Consider the following 24,946-nt stretch of genomic DNA (forward strand, 5'->3'; position numbering starts at 1 on the left):
GAAGACCAAGGGCCTCCCATGCAACGACACGCCCTATGAGAGCGAAATCACAACTGCCCGTTTAAAATTCAAGAGCCAGCAAAGCGCTCTAGCAGGCCGCCGTTGGGATTCATTGGGTCGGCGAGTAGCACGAATGCCAATTGGTCGGCGCTTGGCGCATCAGGATCTAGCGCCGCTAGATTCCGCATTTCCAGCGAGGCTATCGCGGCGCTTTGCGAGTAGCCCAAGACGACGATGTTGTTACCACTGTCCATTTGCTGCGTGATGGTGTCGTTCAAGATGGCGACGCCTCGGGCCACCGACGTAGCGAACGGCAAGTCTCTGATGGCGGTCGTCGGATACAACCCCTCCGGGGTAAAGAGCGCGTTCGGGCGGTAGCCTCCGTAGCCGTTCAGGGCGAGGTATTTGCCAAATGCGGCATCCAGGTATTCCTGGTCTGGTATCGGGGTGCCGCTGCCGCCGATGATCCACGCCTCATAGGACTGCGGTATCACGGAATGTGCCAGCGTTTTCTCCCCGGATGAAAACGCCAAAGATGGAGCCGGGGCGGGCCCCAATATCGATATGGTAGCGCACGCCAACAGTGGAATCCCTAGCATGCTGAACGGGCGCCCGGTAATCACTACTGCCCTCCGTAGGTTTGTTTAAAATTGACTGTTCCCTGCCGCGACTACGGTAAGGAAGTGGATAACTATTACTACAGGTGTTCTAGGAACTCGATCGAGAGTTCAGGATGAATGTATAATGCATTGGCCGACTACATAAGTTTCTTTATCTACGTTAGTATCTTTGTCAGTACGTTAGATGCATGTCGGGTATCTGCTTCTGTTGATATAGCTGTTACGACGATTCGGCTGGAAATGTAAAGTACCCGATTCTTCCGGTGTTGTCCTGCGGTACCGGTGTCGTCACACGAAAACGGCGTTTGCATATTCGTCGTCGGCGATCGAGGATGCCTGGCGGCAACTTCTGTCAGGGTGAGGCATTAAGGCCGGATATGCCACTGACGCAGGTATGGATTTGTCGACGTTGAGCCTGCCGTCGTTCACTGAATGATCGTTCAAGTCCCGCGGAGCGATCACGCCAACGACTCGTTGAGGTTCTTCGCCAAATGCCGATGGGCGCCGTACGGCAGGACTGGATCACCAGCGATTCGGTTCTCCCGGTGAACAGCAGCATGTTGAATCCATTGGGGCGGAGAGTGTTTAGGTCGGATCCGATCGGCAACCGTGCTGGGGATCCGGTGGCGGGGCGTTGGTGCAGGCTGCCGGGGGCAACGGTGGATTGTGGTTCGGTGACGGCGGTGCCGACGGCAAGGTCGCCGACGGCGTCCAGGGTGGTGTTGGCGCCATTGCCCTCGGCGGTGGGTAGCCCTGAGGGGCGTCGCCGTCGCCGCGTAGGTAACGGCGCGCGCTCGATTATCAGGGTTCTGCGACGCTTAAGGCATGGCCGCCCGCCCTCGCGTCGATCCCGTGCAGGCCCGAACCGCTGTGCTGGCGCTCGCGGCGTGGCTGCACGACGACACTGTGCCCGCCCCCGACCGCGCCGAGCTGGCGGCCGCGGTCCGTCTGACCGCGCGCACCCTGGCCGAGTTGGCCCCCGGTGCCAGCGTCGAGGTGCGGATCCCGCCGTTTGTCGCGGTGCAGTGCATCGCCGGACCGCGGCACACACGCGGCACCCCGCCCAACGTGGTCGAGACCGATCCGCGCAGCTGGCTGCTGCTGGCCGCTGGGCTGCTGGAGACCAGCGCGGCGACCGCGGCCGGAAAGCTGCGGCTATCGGGTGCACGAGCAGCTGAGATCGCCGAATGGCTGCCGTTGGTGAAACTCGGCGCAAATTGACCGTAGACTGGACGCTGTCATCTACGCGCGCCCCCAGGGAGCAGACACAACGTGCTTGGCCAGCAGGTGGAAGACCCTGACAATCCGCCCCGTGAAGAATGCGGTGTATTCGGTGTCTGGGCGCCCGGCGAAGAAGTAGCGAAGCTCACATATTACGGCCTGTATGCGCTGCAGCACCGCGGTCAGGAGGCCGCGGGCATCGCGGTCGGCGATGGCTCCCAGGTCCTGGTGTTCAAGGATCTCGGCTTGGTCAGCCAGGTGTTCGAGGAGCAGACGCTGGCGGCGATGGCCGGGCACGTGGCGATCGGGCACTGCCGCTACTCGACCACCGGCGACACCACCTGGGAGAACGCCCAGCCGGTGTTCCGCAACACCGCGGCCGGCACCGGGGTGGCGCTGGGTCACAACGGCAACCTGGTCAACACCACCGAGCTGGCCGGTCGCGCCCGCGAACTGGGCCTGATCGACACCCGTCGCCCCGGCGTGGCCACCACCGACTCCGACATTCTGGGCGCGCTGCTGGCGCACGGGGCCGCCGACATCACCCTCGAGCAGGCGGCGCTGGAGCTGCTGCCGACCGCGCGCGGTGCCTTCTGTCTGACGTTCATGGACGAGAACACCCTGTATGCGGCCCGGGACCCGTGGGGGGTGCGGCCGCTGTCGCTGGGGCGGCTGGACCGCGGTTGGGTGGTGGCGTCGGAAACCGCCGCACTGGACATCGTCGGCGCATCATTCGTCCGGGACATCGAGCCCGGTGAGCTGCTGGCCATCGATGCAGACGGGGTGCGCTCCACCCGGTTCGCCAACCCCACCCCCAAGGGCTGCGTCTTCGAGTACGTCTACCTAGCCCGGCCGGACAGCACCATCGGCGGCAGGTCGGTGCACGCCACCCGGGTGGAGATCGGCCGGCGGCTGGCGCGCCAGCATCCCGTCGACGCCGACCTGGTGATCGGGGTACCGGAGTCCGGGACCCCCGCCGCGGTGGGGTACGCCCAGGAGTCCGGCATCGACTACGGGCAGGGCCTGACCAAGAACGCCTACGTCGGGCGGACGTTCATCCAGCCGTCGCAGACCATCCGCCAGCTGGGCATCCGGCTCAAACTCAACCCGCTGCGCGAGATCATCCGCGGCAAGCGGCTGATCGTGGTCGACGACTCGATCGTGCGGGGCAACACCCAGCGGGCGCTGGTGCGGATGCTGCGGGAGGCCGGCGCCATCGAGGTGCACGTGCGGATCGCCTCGCCTCCGGTGAAGTGGCCGTGCTTCTACGGCATCGACTTCGCCTCGCCCGCCGAACTGATCGCCAACGTGGTCGAGGACGAGGCCGAGATGCTCGAGGCGGTACGGCGCACCATCGGAGCGGACAGCCTGGGTTACGTCGGGCTGGAGGACATGATCGCGGCAACCGAGCAGCCCAAGTCGCGACTGTGCAGCGCCTGCTTCGACGGCAACTATCCGATCGAGCTGCCCGGCGACAGCGCCCTGGGCAAGAATGTCGTCGAGCAGATGCTGGCCACCACCGCATTGCAGGCCGAGAGCGACAACGACCCGGCGCTGATCCAGCCGTAACCAAACCCGGTCTCCCGCAAGCCCCCCAACGGCGATGCCCCAACAATGTATCAACTACTTGACATTGGATCGGGCACTCGATAGCGTCGGCGCCATCAAGGCTCGTGACCTGAGACGGTTAGGACAGGAGTGGTTGTGGCGCGTTTCCCCAAGCCGCCCGAGGGCAGTTGGACCCAGCACTATCCCGAACTCGGTACCGAACCGGTGTCGTACCGCGATTCCGTCACCCCGGAGGTCTACGAGAAGGAGCGGGCGGCGATCTTCAAGCGCGCCTGGCTGAATGTCGGTCGGGTGGAACAGCTTCCGCGCAAAGGAAGCTATTACACCAAGGAACTCAAGGTCGTCAACACCTCGATCATCGTGGTGCGCACGACATCTGACGAGGTCAAGGCCTTTCACAACGTCTGTCGGCATCGCGGCAACAAGCTGGTGTGGGACACCATGCCGCTGGAGGAGACCAGCGGGAACTGCCGTCAGTTCACCTGCAAATACCACGGCTGGCGCTACAACCTCGACGGCGACCTGACCTATGTGCAGCAGGAGGAGGAGTTCTTCGACCTGGACAAGAGCCGCTACGGCCTGGTCGGCGTGCACTGTGAAGTCTGGGAGGGCTTCATCTTCGTCAACTTCGCACGGGAGCCCGAACAATCGCTGCGCGAATTCCTTGGACCGATGGTGACGGCGCTGGACGGTTACCCGTTCGGCAAGATGACGTCGCGGTGGCAGTACCGTTCAGTCGTCAATTCCAACTGGAAGCTGTTCCTGGACGCGTTTCAGGAGTTCTACCATGCGCCGATACTGCACGGAAACCAGACGCCCACGGCCTACCGGGTGGCGGCCGAGGAGGCAGGCTTCGAAGCGCCGCACTACCGTCTCGAAGGACCGCACCGGTTGGTGAGCACCTCGGGAGTCCGGGCCTGGGAGATGTCAGAAGAGATGCGCAAGCCCATCGAGAACATCTGCCAGAGCGGATTGTTCGGCCCCTGGGACCCACCGGACATCGGCCCGGTCCCCGAGGGCCTCAACCCGGCGAAATGCGATCCGTGGGGCCTGGATTCATTTCAGATCTTCCCCAACTTCACGATCCTGTTCTGGGGCCAGGGCTGGTATTTGACCTACCACTACTGGCCGACGTCGCACGAATCGCACATTTTCGAAGGCACCCTGTACTTTCCGCAGCCGCGCACCCCCCGCGAACGGGTCGCCCAGGAGCTCGCGGCGGTTTCGTTCAAAGAGTACGGATTGCAGGACGCCAGCACCCTGGAGGCGACGCACACCATGCTCGGCACCGGTGTCGTGGACCGCTTTCTGCTCAACGACCAGGAGGTGCTGATCCGGCATTTCCACGCTCAAACTGCCGCGTGGATAGCCGAATACGAGCACGCGAGCGCGAAGGTGTGAGTTGGCGATGACGACCATGCTGCCCAAGGAATTCGCCGATCTCGAGCCGTTCAACGACTGGTGTCTGGGCTCCGAACCGGAGCGCTACGCCAAGCGGATGGACAGTTCCATGGCGGACATGCAGGCGTTCTACGACGCCATCACGGCGCGCGCCGAAGACGCGCTGGCCTATTGCGACAAGTTCAGCCTGGATGACCTGCCCGAGGATGTGCTGAACCTGATGCACCTGCTCTATTCCATGATCACGGTGGCGTTTCCGGCCGAATCCTGGAAGCAGCCGCGAGTTCCCGACGCCGGCGCCGCGGTGATCGAGTGTGTCTCCGAGCCTTTCCCGTGAGCGAAACCGGGGTCACGGTCCTGCGGGCTGCCCGATGGCTCGACATCGATGCCGGGGTGGTGCGTTCGCCGGCGGTGGTGGTGATCGAGGACGGTCGCATCACGACGATCAATCCCGAAGCACCGGTTGAGGATTTCGCCGAAGAGATCGACCTCGGCGACGTCACGCTGCTGCCGGGCCTGATGGACATGGAACTCAACCTGCTCATCGGCGGGCCGGGCAACCCGGACGGCCTACCCACGCCGATGCACGGCGTGCAGGATGATCCGGCCTACCGCACGCTGCGGGCCGCGGTCAATGCGCGGACCACCCTGGAAGCCGGGTTCACCACCGTGCGCAACCTCGGGCTGATGGTCAAGACGGGCGGCTATCTGCTCGATGTCGCTCTGCAGCGCGCTATCGACCAGGGCTGGCACGCCGGTCCCCGGATCTATCCGGCCGGCCACGCCGTCACCCCCTACGGCGGCCACCTGGATCCGACGGTCTTCCAACGGCTCGCGCCGGGGGTCATGCCACTGTCGGTCGCCGAGGGCATCGCCAACGGCGTGCCCGACGTAACCGCCTGCGTGCGCTACCAGATCCGCCACGGCGCCAAGCTGATCAAGGTGTCGGCCTCCGGCGGGGTGATGTCACACAGCACGTCCCCGGGAGCCCAGCAGTACTCCGATGCCGAGCTCGCTGCGATCGCCGACGAGGCGCACCGCGCCGGGAGGCGGGTGGCCGCGCACGCCATCGGCGACAGTGCGATCCGGGCGTGCATCCGGGCCGGCATCGACTGCATCGAGCATGGCTTCCTGGCCAGCGACGCCACGTTGGAGATGATGGTGGAGCACGGTACGTTCCTGGTCTCCACCACCTACTTGACCGACGCCATGGCGGTCGACCGGATCGCTCCCGAGCTGCGTAAGAAAGCCGCCGAAGTGTTTCCGCGGGCCAAAGCCATGTTGCCCCGGGCGATCGAGGCAGGCGTGCGCATCGCCTGCGGCACCGACGCACCGGCCATTCCGCACGGTCAGAACGCCAAGGAACTGGTCGCCCTGGTGGCGCGCGGCATGACACCGCTGCAGGCACTGCGCGCGGCCACCACCACCAGCGCCGAGCTCATCGACGCCGGGGACGAACTGGGCCGACTGGCACCGGGTTACTGCGCCGATATCATCGCGGTGCCGAATGACCCGACCCGGGACATCGGCACCACCGCCGACGTGCGGTTTGTCATGAAAGACGGCCGAGTCTACAAGCGCAGCTGACGGGAAGCAGGACATGGATCTCACCCGCAACACCCTGTGGCTGCTCAAGCAGGCCTTCTACTACTCGCTGACCACCGTGAACGAGGCGATCAGCGATTACGGCGTGAGCACCGCGCAGATCGGGTTGTTACGCCAGCTCGCCGGCGAGCCCGGCCTGTCCGGCGCCGAGCTGGCCCGCCGGTTGCTGATCACCCCGCAGGGTGTGCAGCTGGCGCTCAGTGCCCTGGAGGGCCGCGGCCTGGTGGAGCGTAAGCCCGATCCGCGGCACGGGCGCATCCTGAGGGCGTATCTCACCGATGAGGGGCGTTCGGTCGCCTCGGAGGTCGTCGCCGACGCGATCGCCGCGCACGACCAGGTGTTCGGTGTGCTGACCCCGGACGAGCAGGAGACGCTGCGCGCCCTGCTGACCCGGGTTGTCGAGCAGGGCACCGGCCACACCCTGTTCGCCGACCACGTGGAGCCCTGACCGCGACCCTCATCGCGGCCCCGGTTTGGGCACGGCGAGCTCGGCCAGGGCCGCCGAGAACAACTCGTCCATCCGTGGGCTCAGCTCGGTCAGCGTCATGGCGCCGGCATGGCTGGCCGAGCCGAAGACTCGTTCGGGCTGCTCGGCGGCGCCGATAGTGAGGCAGAGACAGGCGAGGCCGTCTGCACGGAGTTCTTCGATGGCCTTGCCGACGTCGGCTTCGGCGTAACGGCCTTCGTAGCCGACGTCGTAGGGGAAGCCATCCGACAGCACGAGCAGCAACCGGTTCGGTGTGCCGGCCTCGGTCTTGAGAATCTGGCCCGCGCCGCGGATTCCGGCGCCGAGCCGGGTGTAGCCCGACGGCTGCAGCCCGTTGAGCCGGCCTCGCCCGACGGCACCGAAGCGTTGTCCGAACGTCTTGATCGCCGGCAGCTCAACGCAGTGACGGCCCTGGGACCGAAACCCGTACACGGCCACCCGATCACCGAGCTCTTCGAGGGTGACGGCAAGGGTGGCCGCGGCCCGTCGCTGATGGTCGTGTACCGCGAGGCCGCCCGGATCGGTATCGGTCGCCGACCCCGAAGCATCCAGCAAGATCAGGACGCCGAGATTGCGCGCCAGTTTCCGGCGTTCGGTGTAGACGTGTTCCGGTGGCGAAAAGCCTGACCGCAAGTCGACGAACAAATCGATGAGAGCCTCGAGGTCGAGCTCGTCCCCGTCGGCGCGAGCACGTAACGCCTTGGGCCCCAGCCCGACGCGTGACAGGCGCTGCCGCAGTACGTCGTCGGGTATCACGCCGGCACCGGACACGTCGGCGGGGGCGGTGAGCGGGAAATCGACGACTCGGCACCAGTCGGGCCGGTACCGGTTGTTGAAGACGTCCCACTCGGGATACCAGGCGCCGCCGACCCCTACCGTCGCGGCCGGCCTTCCGTCGTCGCTGAATCGGATCCGCGTGGGCAGGGGCCGGGCATTCGCACCCACCGTGTGCGTGCGCCGCAGGGTGCGAACCGGCATCTCTCCGCCGGAGTTGCTGTCCCCGGCGGAACGCGAACCGCCGAGCAGCCTTCGCAGAAAATCAGAGAGGGCCGGCGAATTGAAGACCGGATTGTCGAAGAGCTTGAGTATCTTGCTGTCGCCCGCCCCTTCTCCGTCATCGTCGTCGTGGTCCTCCTGCGTCTCGGTGACGTTGAGTTGCAAGCGCAGATCCGCATCGGTGGCCTTCCCCCCGGCGGCGACGGAATCCCCCAACAGCCGCGCGGGCCTGATGACACCGAACCAATCCGGGGGATCGGCGACGTCGGCCCGGCTCCTGGCCGCCCGAAGAGATTCGTCGGCAGAGGCGGTACGCGGCGGCACCGCCGGGCGAAGCGTGGCCGCGAGCGGAAGCCGGGTAGCCAGTTCGGCCAGTACCCGGTCGCCTTCGAGCGCCAGATAACGCCGGGCCACCGTCGGGCGCGCCCGTAATGCCTTCACCAGCCGTGGATCCAGGCTCCCGGCGCCGAGCAGAGCGCTTTGGACGAGCATCTCGCGGCGCTGCGTCGCCAAGCCGGCCTCCGCCGACACGAAGACGGCGCGGCCGTTGGTATAGGCGGCCTCGCCCGCGGGCGACTGCGAGACGTCGAGCGCCCGGCCCGCGACGTAGCTGGCGATGAACCTGAGGCGGTCGGGGGTTTCGGTCACATCGAGGGGAGAACAGCGTCGACGAGTTCACCGAGTGCGCGGATGACGTCGGCGTCGTCGGAGAGGATTTCGACGATGGCCGCCTGTACCGCACTTCGCAGGCCGAGTCCTTCGGCGACCAGTCCGCCGGCCAGGATCAGCATCCGGGTGGAGGAGCCTTCCCGCAGCGGTGAGCCGTCCAGGTTCCGGATGGCGTTGCCGAGGGTGACCAGCGCACGTGCCGTCGCGGCATCGACACCGGCTTCGTGCGCGACGATCTCGATCTCGGTCTCGGCGGGCGGGAAGCCGAGCTCGATAGCGACGAACCGCTGGCGAGTCGACTCCTTGAGGTTCTTCAGCACGCTCTGGTACCCGGGGTTATAGGAGATCACCAGCTGAAACCCCTGTGCCGCGGGGATTGTCGTGCCGAGGCGATCGATCGGGAGCTCGCGGCGGTGATCAGCGAGCGGGTGGATGACCACGGTGGTGTCCTGGCGTGCCTCCACCACCTCGTCCAGATAGAAGATGGCTCCTTCGCGTACGGCCCGGGTCAACGGCCCGTCCACCCAGACCGTCTCTGACCCTTTGAGCAGGAACCGGCCCACCAGATCCGCCGATGTCATGTCCTCATGGCCGGCGACGGTGATCAGGTCGCGGCCCAGCCGATGGGCCATGGCTTCGACGAATCGGGTCTTCCCGCATCCGGTGGGGCCCTTCAACAACACGGGCAGCCCACGGGCCGCGGCGGCCCGAAAGACTTCCACCTCATCACCGACACCGCGGTAAAACGGCTCCCCGGAATGACTTTCGACCGTTGGGCGATGGTTGTTGGTCAGCACCTCTAGTTCCCGCGTTCGAAGGGCACGATAGGCGGTACGCCAACACCTTCGGGCATCACCAGCTGGCCATCGACGTTGATGTAGCCCGAGCGATTGGACGGCATCGGCAGAGCGGGATGCGGGCATGGCTTGTCGGTGCCCTCACCGCAGATGCCGCCGGTGAAGTAGGAGCGCTTCTGATGGTCTTCCGGCCACGGGTCGGCGTGCATGGCGATCCATTGCACCGGACCCATGTAGAAGACGAAGAAGCACGCACTGACCCCGGCGAAGATCGCCAGGAACCGGGTGAACTGCTGGCGGGCAAATCCCCCACGTATGCCGTCGAGTCCGCGCTCGACGAGGGTGCGGCCGCGGTCGTCGGTGAAGTAACGCAGACAGCACAGTGCCGCCTGCACCGCTCCCCACATGAGGCCCTCGTACACCGGCCACTGGTAGTAGGTGTCGGCGTTGATCGACACGGAGCGGATGGCGCCGGGATAGGTGTACAGCCCGATCGGCAGGAGGACCAATCCCTCCATCACGAAGTCGAAGACGAACGAGATCGCGTAGGTGACGGCGATCAGGCGAAGATTGCTGATGCCCGGCCAGCGCGCCTTGATCTTCCGCATGATCCAGCATCCGGCGATCGTGATCATCAGCACGCCCCACGCGTAGCCCGGCGCGTTGGTCAACAACGGCTCGGCGACCTGGCGGCCGGGTTCCTCGGGGGAGGCCCAGCCGGGAATGTGCGACGTCCACGAACCCCGGTTGAACAGCCAGGTGTTGTAGGTGCACCAGGTGTTGAAGTAGTTGAGCAGCGGATCCTGAAAGAACATCAGGCCCATCGATAAAAAGAGCATGCCGTCCAGCGTGATTCGGCGCTCGCGCCGCCAGGGCCGGATGAAGAACCACCAGATCGCAACCGGCAGGCCGACCCAGAGGATGACGGCGTTGGCCATCAGGGGCACCTTCATGTACATCGGCGGATCGTTCGGCCCGCTGGGCACCCGTTCGAAGAACGGGCCGGTGATCCAGCGCGCCCACACATACAGCTGTAGCGCCAGCAGGGCCCCGCCGACGGCCGCCCAGATCCGGATGGCCCCGCCGCCTTGACGGCCGGACGATTCCTGCTCGGCGACCACGTTCTTCTGACTCGACACGCCGCTAGCCATGTTGCGGTTTCCCTTCCCCGGTGGCGCAGTGCGTCGAAATATACTCATTGGTATCTCAGCTGCCAAGAGGTATCGCAGATTCTTGTGGAATAATCCCGACCATGGTGGAGCGGTGGACCCGGGAGCGGAGACTGGCGCACACCCGTTCACTGCTGCTGGATGCCGCCGAGGAAGTGTTCGCCGAAAAAGGTTTCACCACAGCGACTCTCGATGACATTGCCCAGGCCGCCGGCTACACGAAGGGGGCCATCTACAAGCACTTCGCCGGCAAGGAGGAGCTCTTCCTGGCCGTCAACGACCGGTATTGGCGGCGTTATTTCGACAACTTCGCCGAGGTGATGACGAAGACGAGCCAGATCGGGGAGCGTGAACTCGACGAGATCGCCGAGCGTTGGCGTCAACTGAGCCAGGACCACGGCGCGGAGCACGCCGCGCTCGGACACGAGTTCGCGCTGTATCTGCTGCGCAACCCCGACGCGCGCGAGCGGGTCGCCGCCAAACGCGCCGAGGTCGTCGAGCAGTTGGCGAAGTTCATCGTCGAGGGCGTCGAACGCCTCGGCGGGACCCTGCTGATCCCGGCACTGACACTGGCCCAGGTTCTCGTCGCCACCAGCGACTCGGCCGTGTTGGCCAGCCAACTCGACGACATCGATCTCTACCGGCCGGTCGTCGCGATGTACGTCTCGATGATCAAGCTGCCCTGAGCCGCGTCACTTCGGCCGATGTTCAGCACTTGAGATTAATGACAAGTACTTGATAATATCGCTCACGATGCAGTCCGGGGTTGTGATGCGCCGAAAGGCGCCGAAGGGGATGCAATGACCACAGTGGTGTCGCCGCGGGTCGCCGTGGTCACCGGCGGGGCCTCGGGAATGGGCGAGGCCACCTGTCACGAGCTGGGCCGACGCGGGCACCAGGTCGCCGTCCTGGACGTCAATGACCAAGCCGCGCAGCGGGTTGCCGAGGATCTGCGCGGCCAGGGAATGGTTGCGCTCGGGATCGCCGCCGACGTCACCGATCGATCCGCCGTCGACTCGGCGTTCGCCAAGGTGCGCAGCGAGCTCGGGCCGACCACCGTCCTGGTCACCAGCGCCGGCTTGTTCGGCTATTCCGCCTTCGCTGACATCACCCCCGAAGCGTGGGCGCGGATCATCGATGTCAACCTGACCGGCACCTTCCACTGCTGCCAGGCCGCACTGCCGGACATGGTCTCCGCGGGGTGGGGCCGAATCGTGATGATCTCCTCGTCCAGCGCCCAGCGTGGATCGCCGTTCGCCGCCCACTATGCGGCATCCAAGGGTGGGGTGATCACGCTGACCAAGTCGCTGGCCCGCGAGTACGCCGTTCACGGCATCACGGTCAACAACATCCCGCCCTCGGGTATCGAGACGCCCATGCAGCACCAGTCGCAGGCGGCCGGCTACCTGCCGTCCAACGAACAGATAGCAGCCAACATCCCGCTGGGCCGGCTGGGCACCGGGGCCGACATCGCCGCGGCGGTCGGATTCCTGTGTTCGGAGGAAGCCGGCTTCATCACGGGTCAGGTGCTCGGAGTCAATGGAGGAGCGGTGTTGTGACAGAGCCTATTTCAGCGCGATCGGGCAGGCCCGCGGAGGGTTCGTGGACCGAACACTACCCGGATCTGGGCACCGGCCCGATCTCGTTCACCGATTCCACGTCACCGGAGTTCTACGAGGTCGAGCGCGAGGCGGTGTTCAAGCGCGCCTGGCTCAACATCGGCCGTGTCGAGGAGGTGCCCGACCACGGGAGCTACGCCACCAAGGAGATCGAAGTCGCCCGGGCGTCGGTCATTGTGGTCTGCGCAGACCAGGGGATCCGGGCGTTTCACAACATCTGCCCCCGATGCGGCACGAAGCTGGTCTGGCACGACTTTCCGGATCGAGAGACCGCCGGGCAATGTCAGGAGTTCACCTGCAAACGCTGCCGCCACAGCCACGGATTCGACGGTGCGGACCCGCACCTGATCGGCGTGCACTGCGACATCTGGAACGGCTTCATCTTCATCAACTTCGATGCCCAACCGCGCCAAGCCCTGCGCGAATTCCTCGGGCCCATGATCGCCGCTCTCGACGACTACCCGTTCGGGAAACTCACCGAACGCTACGACTGGGTGGCGCACAACAACAGCAACTGGAAGATCTTCGCCGACGCGTTCCAGGAGTACTACCATGTGCCGGCACTGCATTCGCAGCAGGTGCCCGCTGCGGTGCGCGTCCCCGACGCCGGCTTCACCTGCGGTCACTTCCAGCTCGACGGGCCGCACCGGTTGGTGTCGACCGCCGGCCGGCGCCGGTGGCTGCTGCCTCCGGAATACATGTACCCGATCGAGCGGGCGACCCGCAGCGGGCTGGTCGGCCCCTGGCAGACCCCCGATATCGGCGACATTCCGGACGGGGTGAACCCGGGCGGCATCGAGCCGTGGGGGATCAGCAATTTCCAGATCTTCCCCAACACCGAGATCCTCATCTACGGCGGTTGGTATCTGCTGTACCGGTACTGGCCCACTTCGCACAACACCCACCGCTTCGAGGCCCACACCTACTTTCATCCGGCCAGTAGCGTGCGCGAGCGCGTCGAGCACGAAGTTGCGGCCGTGGTGCTCAAGGAGTTCGCACTGCAAGACGCCGGAATGCTCGGCGGAACCCAAGCGGCGCTGGAATACGGCATCGTCGACGACTTTCCGCTCAACGATCAGGAGATCCTGGTCCGGCACCTGCACAAGGTGGTCGGCGACTGGGTGGACGAATACCGGCGTGAGCACACCGGAGCGGGAGCAGTACGATGAGCGCCCCGCGCCTGCCGAGCGCCTTCGCCGAACTGGAAAGATTTGCCGAAACCTGGTGTCTGCCAACCGAAACCGAACGCTTCAACCAGCGTCTGGCCAGCACCATTCCTGAACTACGGGCCTTTTACGACGCGTTCTTCCCGCGGTTGGAGGAGGCGATCGACTACTGCGACAAGTTCGCCCTGGACGAGATCCCCGAGGACGCACTCAACCTGCTGCACCTGATCTATTCGCTGGTCATGGTGGCGATGGCGGTGGAGATCATGGGCCAGCCCGCGCCCGTCGACGCCGCCGACGCCGTCATGATCCGAACCGGCTGGCCCGTCCCGTGATCACCGGAAACCCATCGCCGAAAGGACGCAGCCGATGAGTCTGCTCACCGTCAACAAGCTCACCTCCTCGGTCGGCGCCGAGGTCCGCGGCGTCGAGCCGGAACGGCTGGTCGACGACGATCATCTCGGCGCTGCGGTGCTCGAGGCGCTGGAGGACAACGGGGTCCTGGTCTTCCGCGATCTGCAGCTCGAGCCCCGGGATCAGGTCGCGTTCTGTGGTCGGCTCGGCAGCGTCGACTTCTCCTCGGACGGCCACCACGAGGTCGCCGGCATCTATCCGATCACGTTGAACACCGCCAAGAACTCCGCCGCGAGCTACCTGCGCGCCACCTTCGACTGGCATATCGACGGCTGCACGCCGACGGGTGACGAGTGCCCGCAGAAGGCCACCGTGCTCTCAGCGGTGCAGGTGGCCGAGCGAGGCGGCGAGACCGAATTCGCCAACGCCTATGCCGCCTACGACGCACTCACCGACGACGAGAAGCAGCGCTTCGGCTCCCTGCGGGTCGTGCACTCGCTGGAAGCCTCCCAGCGCCGGGTCACGCCCGACCCGACTCCGGAAGAGCTGGCGAGGTGGCGGGCTCGACCCACCCACGAACATCCCCTGGTGTGGACGCACCGCACCGGCCGAAAGTCGCTGGTACTGGGCGCCTCCGCCGACTACGTCGTCGGCATGGATCTCGATGACGGCCGCGCGCTGCTGGCCGAACTGCTCGAGCGCGCCACGGTCGCCGACAACGTCTATCGGCACAAGTGGTCAGTGGGAGACACCGTCATCTGGGACAACCGCGGGGTGCTGCATCGCGCCGCCCCCTACGACCCGGACTCCCCTCGGGAAATGCTGCGCACCACGGTGCTCGGTGACGAGCCCATCCAGTGACCCGGCTGGAGCCGCTGCCGGCGGATCGCTGGGACGAAACGGTGCGCGATGCGTTGCGCTCGCTGCTGCCGGCGGAACGGGCCAACCCGCGTGACGCCGGCAACGTGCTGGCTGCTTTGGTCCGCCACCCTGCGCTGACCCGTGCCTACCTGCCGTTCAACGCCTATCTGCTCACCGGTTCCACACTGTCACCGCGGGACCGCGAAATCGCGCTGCTGCGGGCGGTGCTGAAAAGCGATTGCGATTACCTGTGGTCACATCACCTTCCGATCGCAGAACGCGCGGGCCTGACGGCCGAAGAGATCGCCACCATCCGCTCCGGGCAGCCTGCCCGGGAATCCGATGCGGCCGTGGTGCACGCCGCCGACGAGCTGGTCGACAGTCGGACCATTTCTGCTGCAGTGTGGGACGAGCTGAGTCGCCACTTCACCGAAGAGCAACGCATGGACCTGGTGTTCACCATCGGCGGCTACTGCCTATTGGCCATGGCGGTCAACACCTTTGGCGTCCAGAAGGAGACCACATGAGCGACTTGTCCACCGAGAGCGAGCTGTTCGTCGCCACGGCGCGTGCGTTTCTCGACAAGACGGCGACGCTGAGCGGGCAGCGTGAGCTACATGCCCAGGGCCGGTCCTATGACCCGGGATGGTGGCAACAGGCAGCGGAGCTCGGCTGGGCCGGCTTGCTGGTGCCCGAGGAACTCGGCGGGGGCAACGTCTCCGACAGTGGTCTGCACGACCTCACGGCGATCGCCGAAGCGCTCGGCCGCACGGTCGCGCCGGGGCCGCTGTACCCGGTGAGCACCGTGCTGGCCGGCCTGGTCGACGCCGACAACCGCGCTGATCACGCCGCGACCATCGCGGCGCTGGTCACCGGTGAGCAGGTGGCGACCTGGGCCGCGGACGAACCGGGCCGGGCCTTCCGGCCGCACCAGCCCAGCGTCACCGCCACCGCCACCGGTACCGGCTACCGGCTCAACGGCGTCAAGGACCGAGTCGAGGCCGGTGCGCAGGCAGACGTGATCCTCGCCGGCGCCCGCACCGGCGACGGGGCCCTGCGGCAGTTCCTGATCCGCACCGACGCCCCGGGCGTGACGGTGCGTCCGCAGGCCTGCATCGACCTGGTGAAGCAGTACGCGCGCATCGAGCTCGACGATGTCGACGTCGATGCGGCGGCGGTCGTGGGCAGCGCCGCACAGACTGCCCAGCTCATCGACCGCCAGACCCAGGTCGCGATTGCCCTGACCTGCGCCGAAACCGTGGGAATCCTGGACGCCGTGCTGGCCATGACGCTCGAGTGGACCCGAAATCGGTACAGCTTCGGCCGTCCGCTGGCGTCCTACCAGGCGCTCAAACACCGGCTCGCCGACATGACCATGTGGCTGCATGCCGGTCGCGCCGTCACCGCCGGAGCCGTCGACAAGGTGGCCGCGCGCATCCCGGAAGCCGCGATGTGGGTCAGCGCCGCCAAATCCTATCTGTCCGAACACGCCGGACCACTGGTCCAGGAATGCGTCCAGCTGCATGGCGGTATCGGCGTCACCTGGGAGCATGACCTGCACGTCTACCTGCGGCGGATCACCTTGTATGCCGGCCTGTTCGGCACGTCCGCCGAACATCATCAGGCCATCGTCCGGGCCGCGAGGACAACGGAGCCGGCCGCATGAGCCAGACCATCGCCACCGAGTTCACCGTCGAGGAGTTCGCCGCCCGGGCGCGCGACTGGCTGGCCGCCAACATGCCTCGACTCGATCCGCAGCACCCGCCCCGCAACGGCCGCGACGACGAAGGCGCCTGGCAGCGTGCCCGTGAATTGCAGCGGCGCCTCTACGACGGCGGGTTCGCCGGGATCTGCTTCCCGCGCGAATACGGCGGTCTCGGCTTGGACATCCGCTATCAGAAGGCCTTCGACGTCGAATCCGACGGCTACGAGATGCCTTTGATCCTCAACGTCCCGACCTTCACCATCTGCTGCGCGACCCTGCTCGACACCGGAAGTGAGGAGCAGAAGCGCCGGCACATCCACGCCGCGCTGCGCGGTGAGGAGGTGCTGGTGCAGCTGCTCTCGGAGCCCAGCGGGGGATCCGACCTGGCGGGGCTGATCACCCGCGCCGATCGGGATGGGGACAGCTGGGTGATCAGCGGGGCCAAGACCTGGAGTACCAGTGCCTTCGCCGCCGACTACGGGCTGCTGCTGGCCCGCACCGACTCGACCGTGCCCAAGCACGACGGCCTGACGATGTTCTTGATGCCGATCGGCGCGCCCGGGGTCACGCTGCGGCGTATCGAACAGGTCGACGGCTCCAACGAGTTCTGCGAAGAGTTCTTCGACGGCCTGCGCCTCGGCGACGACGCGGTCGTCGGCGAGGTGAACAAGGGCTGGGACGTCGCCTCCCGGCTGTTGTTCCACGAGCGGCGCGCCGTCGGGCAGGGCTCGGAGTTCGCCAGCGGGCGCGGGCCCGAACGCACCGAGATGGCCGCCGGCGACTTCCTCACTCTGGCGGTCGATGCCGGCACCGCCGAGGATCCGCTGACCCAGGACAAGATCGGCCGGGTGCTCGCCCGCCGGATGGTGCGGGACTGTCTGGTCGACCACGTCGGGCGCGCCATGCGCACGGGGGAGCTGCCGCCGGCCGCCGGCTCGCTGATCCGGTTGTTCCACTCCGACGTGACCTTCCTGGAGGTCGACACCGCCGCCGAGGTCGCCGGGCCGCTCGGCGTCGTCGACGACGAGGCGCAGCTGCTCAGAGTCGGCAAACGGTATCTGTCCCGCCAGACGGTGGCACTGGGGGGCGGCAGCGACGAGATGGCCCGCAATGTCATCGCCGAGCGCGTTCTCGGTCTGCCCCGCGAATACGCTGCGGACCGGGGAGTCCCGTTCAACCAGGTCCGACACAACAGGGCCTGACCGCGCCGGCCCGCAGCACGGTAGCCTTTACCGCGATGACGGATCCCGTAGCACACTCGAGCGCCCCAGGCGTCACCTACGCTTCGGCAGGTGTGGACATCGACGCCGGCGACCGGGCCGTCGAACTGTTCAAGCCGCTGGCCGCCAGGGCCACCCGGCCGGAGGTGCGGGGCGGCCTCGGCGGATTCGCCGGGCTGTTCGCCCTGCGCAACGACTATCGCGAGCCGTTGCTGGCGTCCTCCACCGACGGGGTGGGCACCAAGCTGGCGATCGCCCAGGCGATGGACAAGCACGACACCGTGGGCATCGACCTGGTCGCGATGGTGGTCGACGACCTGGTGGTGTGCGGTGCCGAGCCGCTGTTCCTGCAGGACTACATCGCCGTCGGCCGCACGGTGCCCGAACGGGTCAGCGCGATCGTCTCCGGCATTGCCGAAGGCTGCGTGCAGGCCGGCTGTGCACTGCTCGGCGGGGAGACCGCCGAGCACCCGGGCCTGATGGAACCGGACCACTACGACATCTCGGCGACCGGCGTCGGCGTGGTGGAAGCCGACGACCTGCTGGGGCCGGACCGTGTTCGCCCCGGCGACGTGCTGATCGCGATGGGGTCCTCGGGACTGCACTCCAACGGCTACTCGCTGGCCCGGGCGGTGCTGCTCGACATCGACCGGATGAACCTGGCCGGGCATGTCGAGGAGTTCGGCCGCACGCTGGGCGAGGAGCTGCTGGAGCCGACCCGCATCTACGCCAAGGACTGTCTGGCGTTGGCCGCCGAGACCCAGGTGCGGACCTTCTGCCACGTCACCGGCGGGGGCCTGGCCGGCAACCTGGCCCGGGTCATCCCGGACGGGCTGATCGCCGAGGTGGACCGCGGCACCTGGACTCCGGCACCCGTGTTCGCGATGATCGCGCAGCGTGGCCGGGTGAGTCGGGCCGAGATGGAGAAGACGTTCAACCTGGGTGTCGGTATGGTCGCGGTCGTGGCTCCGGAGGACACCGACCGGGCGCTGGCGATCTTGACCGCCCGCCACGTCGACTGCTGGCCGCTCGGCACGGTGGCCAAGGCCGGAAAGGACGCCAAGGGCGGCGCTGCAGGCTCGAGCGCCAAACTCGTCGGGCAGCATCCGAGGTTCTGAGCCCGAGGCGAAGCTGGGACCGCTGAATCAAGCCCGGCGGTTCAGCGAGGCTCGACGGAGGAGAGGCGAAGCTGGGACCGCCGAATCAAGCCCGGCGGTTCAGCGAGGCTCGACGGAGGAGAGGCGAAGCTGGGACCGCCGAATCAAGCCCCGCGTCAGGTCTCAGCGCTCAGCGGTGCCAATCGTCGTCACCGTTCCACGAGTCGTCACCGTCGGAGTCGTTGACTTCAGCACCAGCCAGCTCACGTTGGAGCTGAGTGAAATCGGTCGACGGTGAGCTGTATTTGAGCTCTCGAGCAACCTTGGTCTGCTTCGCCTTAGCCCGGCCGCGGCCCATGGGGGGACCCCCTCGCGCAATAACGGAGCGGCCCCACGAGCAGGCGGCTCCGATCTGAGTGTGTGTATTGTCCTGCCGACAGCTTACCGTGCCGCCCGCGCGGCTGCCGAGCTGGGCTACGCCGGTGTGACCGTGATCAAACCCGCGATCACGCCCGGCCTCGCAGCCGGTCGACGGCGAGCCGCCCCGCCCCCCGCACATCCGGCGGCGGCATCGATTCGGCGTCGATCACGGCGCTGACCTCCGCGCCCGGGCCGGTCGACAGCGGCGTGTCGGCCGGCAGCCCCCGCTTGAGCAGTGCCAGGGCGATCGGGCCCAGCTCGAAGTGGTCGACCACGGTGCCCAGCCGGCCCACCGGACGCCCGCCGGAGGTGATCGGATCGCCGGTCGAGGGCCGGTCCACCGAACCGTCCAGGTGCAGCAACACCAGCATCCGGGGCGGCTTGCCCAGGTTGTGCACCCGGGCCACGGTCTCCTGCCCGCTGTAACACCCCTTGTCCAGGTGCACCGCACCCACGCCCGGCCCGCCGATCCAGTTCATCTCGTGGGGGATGCTGCGTTCGTCGGTGTCCAGGCCCAGCCGCGGCCGTCGTGCCGCCACCCGCTCGGCCTCGTAGGTCCACACTCCGGCCGGCTTCACCCCGGCCCGGGCCAGCCGGCGCTGCCAGTCGCCCTTCTCGGCGCGCGGCACCAGCAGCTCCAGCGCGTGCTCGCCGGGTCCCCGGCGCACGAACGCGCCCGAGTCGCCGACGGCCACCGCGTCGGTGCCGGGCAGCGCGGCCAGACCCAGCGCCTCGCATACCGCCGGATCGGCGAGGCCGGGACCCAGCAGTGAGAGCACCGCGAGATCGGCCGGCTGGATCGTCACTTCGGCCCAGAACACCATCTTGCGCAGGTGCCCGGCCAGCGGTTCGCCCCGCCACGGCTCGGTGTCGAGATAGGTGGTGTCGCGTAGTTCGGTCTGAACCCAGTGATCGGTGATGTGGCCCTGGGCGTCCAGGATCAGATTCTCGGTGCTGGCGCCGGCAGGCAGCTCGGCCACGTGCTGGGTGCACAGCGAGTGCAGCCACGTCTTACGCTCGGCACCGCCCACGGCGAGCACCGCCCGATGGGATCGGTCTACCAGCACGGCGTCGGTTTGCGCGCTTCGCTGTTCACCGAACGGATCGCCGTAGTGCCAGACGGCGCCGGCGTCGGGGCCCGGATCGGGGGCGGGTACAGCGGACACATGTCGACTCTACGGAGCCGCTACGCTCAGGGTCCATGTCCGCCGATCACCCCGTGACGATCGTCACCCTGGGCGGTGGGCCGGTCGGCGATGCCCCGTTGCTGCACGCCGATGACCTGGCGGTGTTGCGCGGCGACGGCGTCTTCGAAACCTTGCTGGTGCGCGGCGGTGCGGCGTGTCTGCTCGACGCCCACCTGCTGAGGCTGGCCCGCTCGGCCGAGCTGATGGATCTGCCGGCCCCCGATCCAGAGGCGTGGCGACGCGCCGTGGATACCGCGGTGCGCCTGTGGCCGGGGGCCGGTGAAGGCGCGCTGCGGATGATCTACAGCCGTGGCCGGGAAAGCGGTTCCGGGCCCACGGCCTACGTGATGATCACCCCGCTGCCGGCTCGCATCGCCGAGGCCCGCCGCAAGGGCGTGGCGGCGGTGAGCCTGAATCGCGGTGTGCCGGCGCAGGGCCCGGCGATGCCGTGGCTGTTGGCCGGCGCCAAGACCCTGTCGTATGCGGTCAACATGGCGGCCCTTCGCCACGCCGCCAAGCAGGGCGCCGACGACGTGATCTTCATCAGCTCCGACGGCTATGTCCTGGAAGGTCCGCGCTCCACCGTGGTCCTGGTGGAACCGGGGCGCATGGTCACCCCGCCGTCCTCGCAGCCGATCCTGCGCGGTACCACCGCCGAGGCGCTGTTCGAGGTGGCTCGCGGCGCCGGCTACCGGTGCGAGTACGCGCCGCTACGGGACACCGACCTTGTTGCCGCGCACGATATCTGGTTGGTCTCCAGTATCACCCTGGCCGCTCGGGTGCACACCCTGGACCGCCGGGCGCTGACCCCGCGGGTGCCTGACGGCGAGGTCACCGCCCTGGTGGACGCGGCCATCGGTTGACGAGACCGGATCAGCCGACGAAGCGAGCCAACCGGGCCGAAAGGTGCGGCACCAGTTCACCGTCGGCGTCCACTCGCTCCTCCACGTAGGCCAGATCGCCGCCCTCGACGATCCCGTAGAGCCGCTTGGCGCCGCCGATCAGCGCCCCGGATTTGCTGCGCGCCAACGCATCAGTGACCAGCTCCCAGGACGCCGGACCGTGTGGGCGGCCGTAGAACAGCTCCACATAGCCACCTGAGTGCGCCAGCAGCAACTCGATGGCCTGCGATTCGTCCGGGGGTTGTCCGGGTTCACCAGGCTCAGAGATGAAGCGCCAGAAACCGGTTTCTCGCAGGGCGGGACTGCTGGATTCGGTCTGCTCGAGCGGCCAAGAGCGGGCTTCCCAGATCAGGTAGTCGCCGCCGTCGTGGGAGACCACGATCTGCTGGCCGAACCGGTAGTCGCCGTGTGCGCGATGGCCCACGCCTTCACCGCGCCACACCCCGACCAGAGGCAGCAGCGCCAACAGGGCGTCATGCAGATTCGGCCCCTCGCGCAGGTTGGCCGTGTCACGTACCGGCAGGTCCGCAGAGACCGGGAACACCGGGATGTTGCGCGCCGCCGTCTGCCTGGCGCGTTCCGCAGCGGCGGCTACCGCACGGTCGCCGGAGCCCGGGATGACCGGACGGACGTCGCCGTCCTGCTCGCCACCGTCGGAAGCACTCACATCTCGTCGGTTATCAGCCGATACAGCGTGTACAGCGCGAACCAGGTGATCAGGCCCGTAGCCGCCACCAGCATCAACTCGAAGAACAGCACCACGGGGTCAGTCTATCGCGAGCTGTCAGGCGACTTTGATGTCGACCTCGTGGATGCCCGCCCCCGACGGGCTCACCGCGGCGTCACCGTTGCCGGCCGAGGACAGCGCACGCACCGTCCACGAGCCCGGCGCGGCGAAGAACCGGAAGTCACCGGTGGCCGACGCGACGACCTCCGCGGTGAACTCGTCGGAGGAGTCCAGCAGCCGCACGAACGCGCCGCCGACGGTCTGGCCGGAGCTGTCCACCACGCGACCGGTGATCACCGTCTCCTTCTCCAGGTCGACGTTGGCCGGCAAGGCGAGTCCTTGTTTCGGTCCAGAGCACATATCAGCTTCCCAATTCGATCGGGGCACCCACCAGGGAGCCGTATTCCATCCAACTGCCGTCGTAGTTCTTGACGTTGCGGTGTCCCAGCAGCTCGCGCAACACGAACCAGGTGTGCGAGGAACGCTCACCGATTCGGCAGTACGCGATGGTCTCCTTCTCGCCGTCCAGGCCGGCGTCGGCGTACAGCTTGGCCAGTTCCTCGTCGGACTTGAAGGTGCCGTCTTCGTTGGCGGCGCGGCTCCACGGGACGTTGATCGCGCTGGGGATGTGGCCGCGCTGTTGGCTCTGCTCCTGGGGCAGGTGGGCCGGCGCCAGGATCTTGCCGGAGAACTCCTCGGGGGAGCGCACGTCGATGAGGTTCTTGGTGTTGATCGCGGCGATCACCTCGTCGCGCCGTGCCCGGAGCGACTCGTCCAGCGGCTTGGCCGTGTAGGAGGTCGCCGGCCGGGTGACCTTCTCGCTGGACAGCGGGCGCCCGTCGAGTTCCCACTTCTTGCGGCCCCCGTCGAGCAGCTTGACGTTGTCGTGACCGTAGAGCTTGAAGTACCAGTAGGCGAACGCGGCGAACCAGTTGTTGTTGCCGCCGTAGAGGATCACCGTGTCGTCGTTGGCGATACCGCGCTCGGAGAGCAGCTTGGAGAAGGTGGCGGCGTCGATGACGTCGCGCCGGACCGGGTCCTGCAGATCCTTGCGCCAGTCCAACCGGACCGCCCCCGGAATGTGGTTGGTGTCATAGACGCTGGTGTCTTCATCGACTTCGACGAACACCGTGTCGGGTGCGTCGAGAATGCTCTGGGCCCAGTCGGTGGAGACCAGGACGTCGGAGCGGGCCATGGCGGAGATCCTTTCGGTTACTTCGGGGGAAACGCTTTGGTCACACCGGTGTCGGGCGCAGGCGCGCGACGAGCGGGTAGAGCTGACAACCCAGGCAGATGCCGAAGGCCGCGTTGAGGAAGGCCGCCGTCAGCGCGAAGGCCGTAGCGGTCAGCCCCACCACCGGGGCGACGGTGAAACCGACGATTCCGATCACCGCGAACACCAGTCCGACGAGCTGGGCGAAGCGCAGCGGTGCCACCGGCTCGCGCTCGGTAACCGGACCCAGCCGCGGGGCCACCAGTCGCGCGTAGAGCACACCGTAGGGGTGGCGGCGGGGGCCCCAGACGGCGCCGAGGGCGAACACGACGGCCTGGGCGCCCAACAGGACGGCGGCGGCGGCCGGGCTGACCTCGACGGTCAGCAGCACGGCCACCAGCACCGCGGTGGTGACCCACGCGGTGAACCGGGGACCGCGGACGTCTACCTGCGCGGTATGGGCATCGGGTTCGGTGCTCGGCATGGTTGGTGCTCCCTGGCTGTCGTAGCGAATGGCTGGTGGAGACATGCCGCGGAAATTCCGGGCTGCTCCGAGAACGACGCGAAAACGCGGCGACTCAGCGACAGCGACAACAGCAGCAGCCCGCGGTGCGGCACAGGTCGACTGTGCGGCGCTTGGTGAGCACAAGCTCAAGGCGGGCGAACACGCCGTACAGCGTACCCAATGCGGGGGCATTCAAGCCAACAGAGGCTCCAGCGCCGACCGCAATGCCACGGCCGTCGGGACGCCGGCAGCCCGGTAGCGCTGCTGGCCGTCGGCGTCGAAGATCAGCGTGGTTGGCAGCGACAGCACCGAAAACCTGCGGGCCGCAGCGGGATCTGCGTCGATGTCGATCTCGCGGTGGGCGACGCCCCCCAGATCGGCGCAGACCTTGTCGACCACCCGGCGCACCCCGGCGCACGGTCCACACCACGGCGCAGAGAAATGCACCACCGTCGGGCCGCCAGGCTGCAGCCCGAGAAACGCGGCCGCGGTGTCGTCGGCGGCGCCGGACCCGGCGTCGGTGACCTCGACAGCCCGGAGCACTCCGGCCCGGCGGTTCACCAACCAGCCGATCACGCCCGCGAGCGTCAGGGCGGCGAGGACCGCGACCACGCTCATGACTGACGGAACTCCGGCAGCGTGATGGTCCGGTCCGCGGCGATGCCCTCGATGATGACATCGGAGCCGCGGGCGCCCTGGCTGGTGGGAACCAGCCCGAACGGCAGCCGTTGCTGTGGCAGGCTGCCGCTGAAGGCCGCCAACACCGCGGCCCGCTGCTCTTCGGGAACGTGCTGGTTGGCGGTGTCGGGACCGGTGAGCACCCCGGTCGGGGTGATCACCAGAGTGCTGTGGTCGGTGCCGGCGATCGACAGGTCCACCGCTACGCTGACCCGCTTGCCGTAGCCGGCCGGCGTCCCGGTGAATACCAGCCCGTGACTGCTGGAGATACCCGACTCGGTGGTTCCGCCGGTGGCGTCGTTCGTCTCGCTCGGCGGCGCCTCCACCATCAGGTCGCGAATTCCCAGGTAGCGGCCCAGATACACCGATCCGATAATGATCCGGCTCTCCAGCTTGGCGACCGGGATCTTGGCGCCCGGGCGAAACCGCCAGGACGCCTCTCGCAGGTCGACCGAATGCATGGTGGCCTCCAGCATCGCCTTGCCGATCATCGGCTGCTCGACGGCAGGGGCCTTGATCTCCACTTCGTCATAGTGATCCCGCCGAGCCTGCGGAATGAACGGGAAGCCCAGGATCGCCACGAACGGGTCCGATCCGAGGTCGGTGGCCTGGCGAACCGCCCGGGACAGTTGATATTCGGCGTAGACGCTCGTCCCGAAGTCCACCCCGGCGACGGTGACGGCCAGAGCCGCGATCACGGCCGATATCCCGATAAGCACCCTGCGCACCCGGCCATTCTGGCAGGTCGCACGCTATCG

The 24,946-nt window shown here is 67.2% G+C and carries 29 protein-coding genes; 16 read left to right on the top strand and 13 right to left on the bottom strand.

Features of this window, described 5'->3' with window-relative positions:
* Positions 1-68: 68 nt before the first annotated feature.
* Positions 69-533 carry a PE-PPE domain-containing protein gene (locus tag BST28_RS08775; protein ID WP_207570067.1) on the bottom strand — a complete coding sequence of 155 codons (465 nt, stop codon included), beginning with the start codon at positions 531-533 and terminating at the stop codon, positions 69-71.
* Between the two features lie 912 nt (positions 534-1,445).
* Between BST28_RS08775 and BST28_RS08780 the strand changes: the two genes are divergently transcribed.
* From BST28_RS08780 to BST28_RS08805, 6 genes are all read left to right on the top strand, one after another.
* Positions 1,446-1,841, top strand: a complete 396-nt coding sequence (locus tag BST28_RS08780) for a sterol carrier family protein (RefSeq protein ID WP_083080707.1) — start codon at positions 1,446-1,448, stop codon at positions 1,839-1,841.
* Positions 1,842-1,892: 51 nt separating this feature from the next.
* Positions 1,893-3,410 (top strand): amidophosphoribosyltransferase, encoded by a 1,518-nt coding sequence (gene purF / locus BST28_RS08785; protein WP_065289636.1) that lies wholly within the window; start codon positions 1,893-1,895, stop codon positions 3,408-3,410.
* Between the two features lie 135 nt (positions 3,411-3,545).
* Positions 3,546-4,811 carry an aromatic ring-hydroxylating oxygenase subunit alpha gene (locus tag BST28_RS08790; protein ID WP_083080709.1) on the top strand — a complete coding sequence of 422 codons (1,266 nt, stop codon included), beginning with the start codon at positions 3,546-3,548 and terminating at the stop codon, positions 4,809-4,811.
* Positions 4,812-4,818: 7 nt separating this feature from the next.
* Positions 4,819-5,148: a hypothetical protein gene (locus tag BST28_RS08795; protein ID WP_019737076.1), complete on the top strand. Its 330-nt coding sequence runs from the start codon at positions 4,819-4,821 to the stop codon at positions 5,146-5,148.
* Positions 5,145-6,398 carry a metal-dependent hydrolase family protein gene (locus BST28_RS08800; RefSeq protein ID WP_083080712.1) on the top strand — a complete coding sequence of 418 codons (1,254 nt, stop codon included), beginning with the start codon at positions 5,145-5,147 and terminating at the stop codon, positions 6,396-6,398. The genes BST28_RS08795 and BST28_RS08800 overlap by 4 nt, the downstream gene beginning before the upstream one ends.
* A 13-nt stretch (positions 6,399-6,411) precedes the next feature.
* The gene (locus BST28_RS08805) at positions 6,412-6,864 is read left to right on the top strand and encodes a MarR family winged helix-turn-helix transcriptional regulator (RefSeq protein ID WP_019737078.1); all 453 of its coding nucleotides are present in this window, start codon (positions 6,412-6,414) and stop codon (positions 6,862-6,864) included.
* Between the two features lie 9 nt (positions 6,865-6,873).
* Here the strand turns inward: BST28_RS08805 and BST28_RS08810 are convergent, their stop codons facing one another.
* From BST28_RS08810 to BST28_RS08820, 3 genes are read right to left on the bottom strand one after another with little or no spacing between them, the layout of a single operon-like run.
* A complete protein-coding gene (locus BST28_RS08810; protein ID WP_083080715.1) occupies positions 6,874-8,547 on the bottom strand; it encodes a nitric oxide reductase activation protein NorD in 1,674 nt (557 codons plus the stop codon).
* Positions 8,544-9,362, bottom strand: coding sequence for a CbbQ/NirQ/NorQ/GpvN family protein (locus BST28_RS08815; RefSeq protein ID WP_043336574.1), 819 nt, complete (start codon positions 9,360-9,362; stop codon positions 8,544-8,546). Before BST28_RS08815 ends, BST28_RS08810 begins: the two co-directional genes overlap by 4 nt.
* Before the next feature lie 5 nt (positions 9,363-9,367).
* Positions 9,368-10,516: a spirocyclase AveC family protein gene (locus BST28_RS08820; RefSeq protein ID WP_019737081.1), complete on the bottom strand. Its 1,149-nt coding sequence runs from the start codon at positions 10,514-10,516 to the stop codon at positions 9,368-9,370.
* 101 nt (positions 10,517-10,617) lie between these two features.
* Between BST28_RS08820 and BST28_RS08825 the strand changes: the two genes are divergently transcribed.
* From BST28_RS08825 to purM, 9 genes are all read left to right on the top strand, one after another.
* Positions 10,618-11,220 (top strand): TetR/AcrR family transcriptional regulator, encoded by a 603-nt coding sequence (locus tag BST28_RS08825; protein WP_019737082.1) that lies wholly within the window; start codon positions 10,618-10,620, stop codon positions 11,218-11,220.
* Between the two features lie 114 nt (positions 11,221-11,334).
* On the top strand, positions 11,335-12,093 hold the full coding sequence (locus BST28_RS08830; RefSeq protein ID WP_019737083.1) for an SDR family NAD(P)-dependent oxidoreductase: 759 nt from the start codon (positions 11,335-11,337) through the stop codon (positions 12,091-12,093).
* Positions 12,090-13,322, top strand: coding sequence for an aromatic ring-hydroxylating dioxygenase subunit alpha (locus BST28_RS08835; protein WP_420093433.1), 1,233 nt, complete (start codon positions 12,090-12,092; stop codon positions 13,320-13,322). Before BST28_RS08830 ends, BST28_RS08835 begins: the two co-directional genes overlap by 4 nt.
* Positions 13,319-13,654: a hypothetical protein gene (locus BST28_RS08840; RefSeq protein WP_019737085.1), complete on the top strand. Its 336-nt coding sequence runs from the start codon at positions 13,319-13,321 to the stop codon at positions 13,652-13,654. The genes BST28_RS08835 and BST28_RS08840 overlap by 4 nt, the downstream gene beginning before the upstream one ends.
* A gap of 34 nt (positions 13,655-13,688) precedes the next feature.
* On the top strand, positions 13,689-14,534 hold the full coding sequence (locus BST28_RS08845; protein ID WP_019737086.1) for a TauD/TfdA dioxygenase family protein: 846 nt from the start codon (positions 13,689-13,691) through the stop codon (positions 14,532-14,534).
* The gene (locus tag BST28_RS08850; RefSeq protein WP_019737087.1) at positions 14,531-15,061 is read left to right on the top strand and encodes a carboxymuconolactone decarboxylase family protein; all 531 of its coding nucleotides are present in this window, start codon (positions 14,531-14,533) and stop codon (positions 15,059-15,061) included. Before BST28_RS08845 ends, BST28_RS08850 begins: the two co-directional genes overlap by 4 nt.
* Positions 15,058-16,200, top strand: a complete 1,143-nt coding sequence (locus BST28_RS08855; RefSeq protein ID WP_019737088.1) for an acyl-CoA dehydrogenase family protein — start codon at positions 15,058-15,060, stop codon at positions 16,198-16,200. Before BST28_RS08850 ends, BST28_RS08855 begins: the two co-directional genes overlap by 4 nt.
* Positions 16,197-17,441 (top strand): acyl-CoA dehydrogenase family protein, encoded by a 1,245-nt coding sequence (locus BST28_RS08860; RefSeq protein WP_019737089.1) that lies wholly within the window; start codon positions 16,197-16,199, stop codon positions 17,439-17,441. The genes BST28_RS08855 and BST28_RS08860 overlap by 4 nt, the downstream gene beginning before the upstream one ends.
* Positions 17,442-17,476: 35 nt before the next feature.
* A complete protein-coding gene (gene purM / locus BST28_RS08865; protein ID WP_019737090.1) occupies positions 17,477-18,577 on the top strand; it encodes a phosphoribosylformylglycinamidine cyclo-ligase in 1,101 nt (366 codons plus the stop codon).
* Positions 18,578-18,746: 169 nt separating this feature from the next.
* On the opposite strand, the gene BST28_RS08870 is transcribed toward purM, so the two are convergent.
* Positions 18,747-18,914 (bottom strand): DUF3073 domain-containing protein, encoded by a 168-nt coding sequence (locus BST28_RS08870; RefSeq protein ID WP_019737916.1) that lies wholly within the window; start codon positions 18,912-18,914, stop codon positions 18,747-18,749.
* A 148-nt stretch (positions 18,915-19,062) separates the two neighbouring features.
* Entirely contained in the window at positions 19,063-20,142 is a 1,080-nt protein-coding gene (ygfZ, locus tag BST28_RS08875) for a CAF17-like 4Fe-4S cluster assembly/insertion protein YgfZ (protein WP_083080717.1), read from the bottom strand.
* Between the two features lie 35 nt (positions 20,143-20,177).
* On the opposite strand from ygfZ, the gene BST28_RS08880 reads away from it, so the two are divergent.
* A complete protein-coding gene (locus BST28_RS08880; RefSeq protein ID WP_083080719.1) occupies positions 20,178-21,026 on the top strand; it encodes an aminodeoxychorismate lyase in 849 nt (282 codons plus the stop codon).
* 10 nt (positions 21,027-21,036) lie between these two features.
* Here the strand turns inward: BST28_RS08880 and BST28_RS08885 are convergent, their stop codons facing one another.
* From BST28_RS08885 to lmeA, 7 genes are all read right to left on the bottom strand, one after another.
* A complete protein-coding gene (locus tag BST28_RS08885; protein ID WP_029249361.1) occupies positions 21,037-21,684 on the bottom strand; it encodes a heme-binding beta-barrel domain-containing protein in 648 nt (215 codons plus the stop codon).
* Between the two features lie 165 nt (positions 21,685-21,849).
* Entirely contained in the window at positions 21,850-22,152 is a 303-nt protein-coding gene (locus tag BST28_RS08890; RefSeq protein WP_029249360.1) for a DUF1416 domain-containing protein, read from the bottom strand.
* Between the two features lies 1 nt (position 22,153).
* Positions 22,154-22,987 (bottom strand): sulfurtransferase, encoded by an 834-nt coding sequence (locus tag BST28_RS08895; RefSeq protein WP_019737910.1) that lies wholly within the window; start codon positions 22,985-22,987, stop codon positions 22,154-22,156.
* 40 nt (positions 22,988-23,027) lie between these two features.
* Complete coding sequence (locus BST28_RS08900) at positions 23,028-23,489, bottom strand: DUF4395 domain-containing protein (RefSeq protein WP_083080721.1); 462 nt, start codon at positions 23,487-23,489, stop codon at positions 23,028-23,030.
* 94 nt (positions 23,490-23,583) lie between these two features.
* Entirely contained in the window at positions 23,584-23,673 is a 90-nt protein-coding gene (locus BST28_RS25235) for a putative leader peptide (RefSeq protein ID WP_369127102.1), read from the bottom strand.
* A 29-nt stretch (positions 23,674-23,702) separates the two neighbouring features.
* On the bottom strand, positions 23,703-24,128 hold the full coding sequence (locus tag BST28_RS08905; protein WP_083080724.1) for a thioredoxin family protein: 426 nt from the start codon (positions 24,126-24,128) through the stop codon (positions 23,703-23,705).
* Complete coding sequence (gene lmeA, locus BST28_RS08910; RefSeq protein WP_083080726.1) at positions 24,125-24,916, bottom strand: mannan chain length control protein LmeA; 792 nt, start codon at positions 24,914-24,916, stop codon at positions 24,125-24,127. The genes BST28_RS08905 and lmeA overlap by 4 nt, the downstream gene beginning before the upstream one ends.
* Positions 24,917-24,946 lie beyond the last annotated feature (30 nt).

The organism is Mycolicibacter kumamotonensis, from assembly GCF_002086285.1.
In the GTDB taxonomy this organism is placed as follows: Bacteria; Actinomycetota; Actinomycetes; order Mycobacteriales; family Mycobacteriaceae; genus Mycobacterium; species Mycobacterium kumamotonense.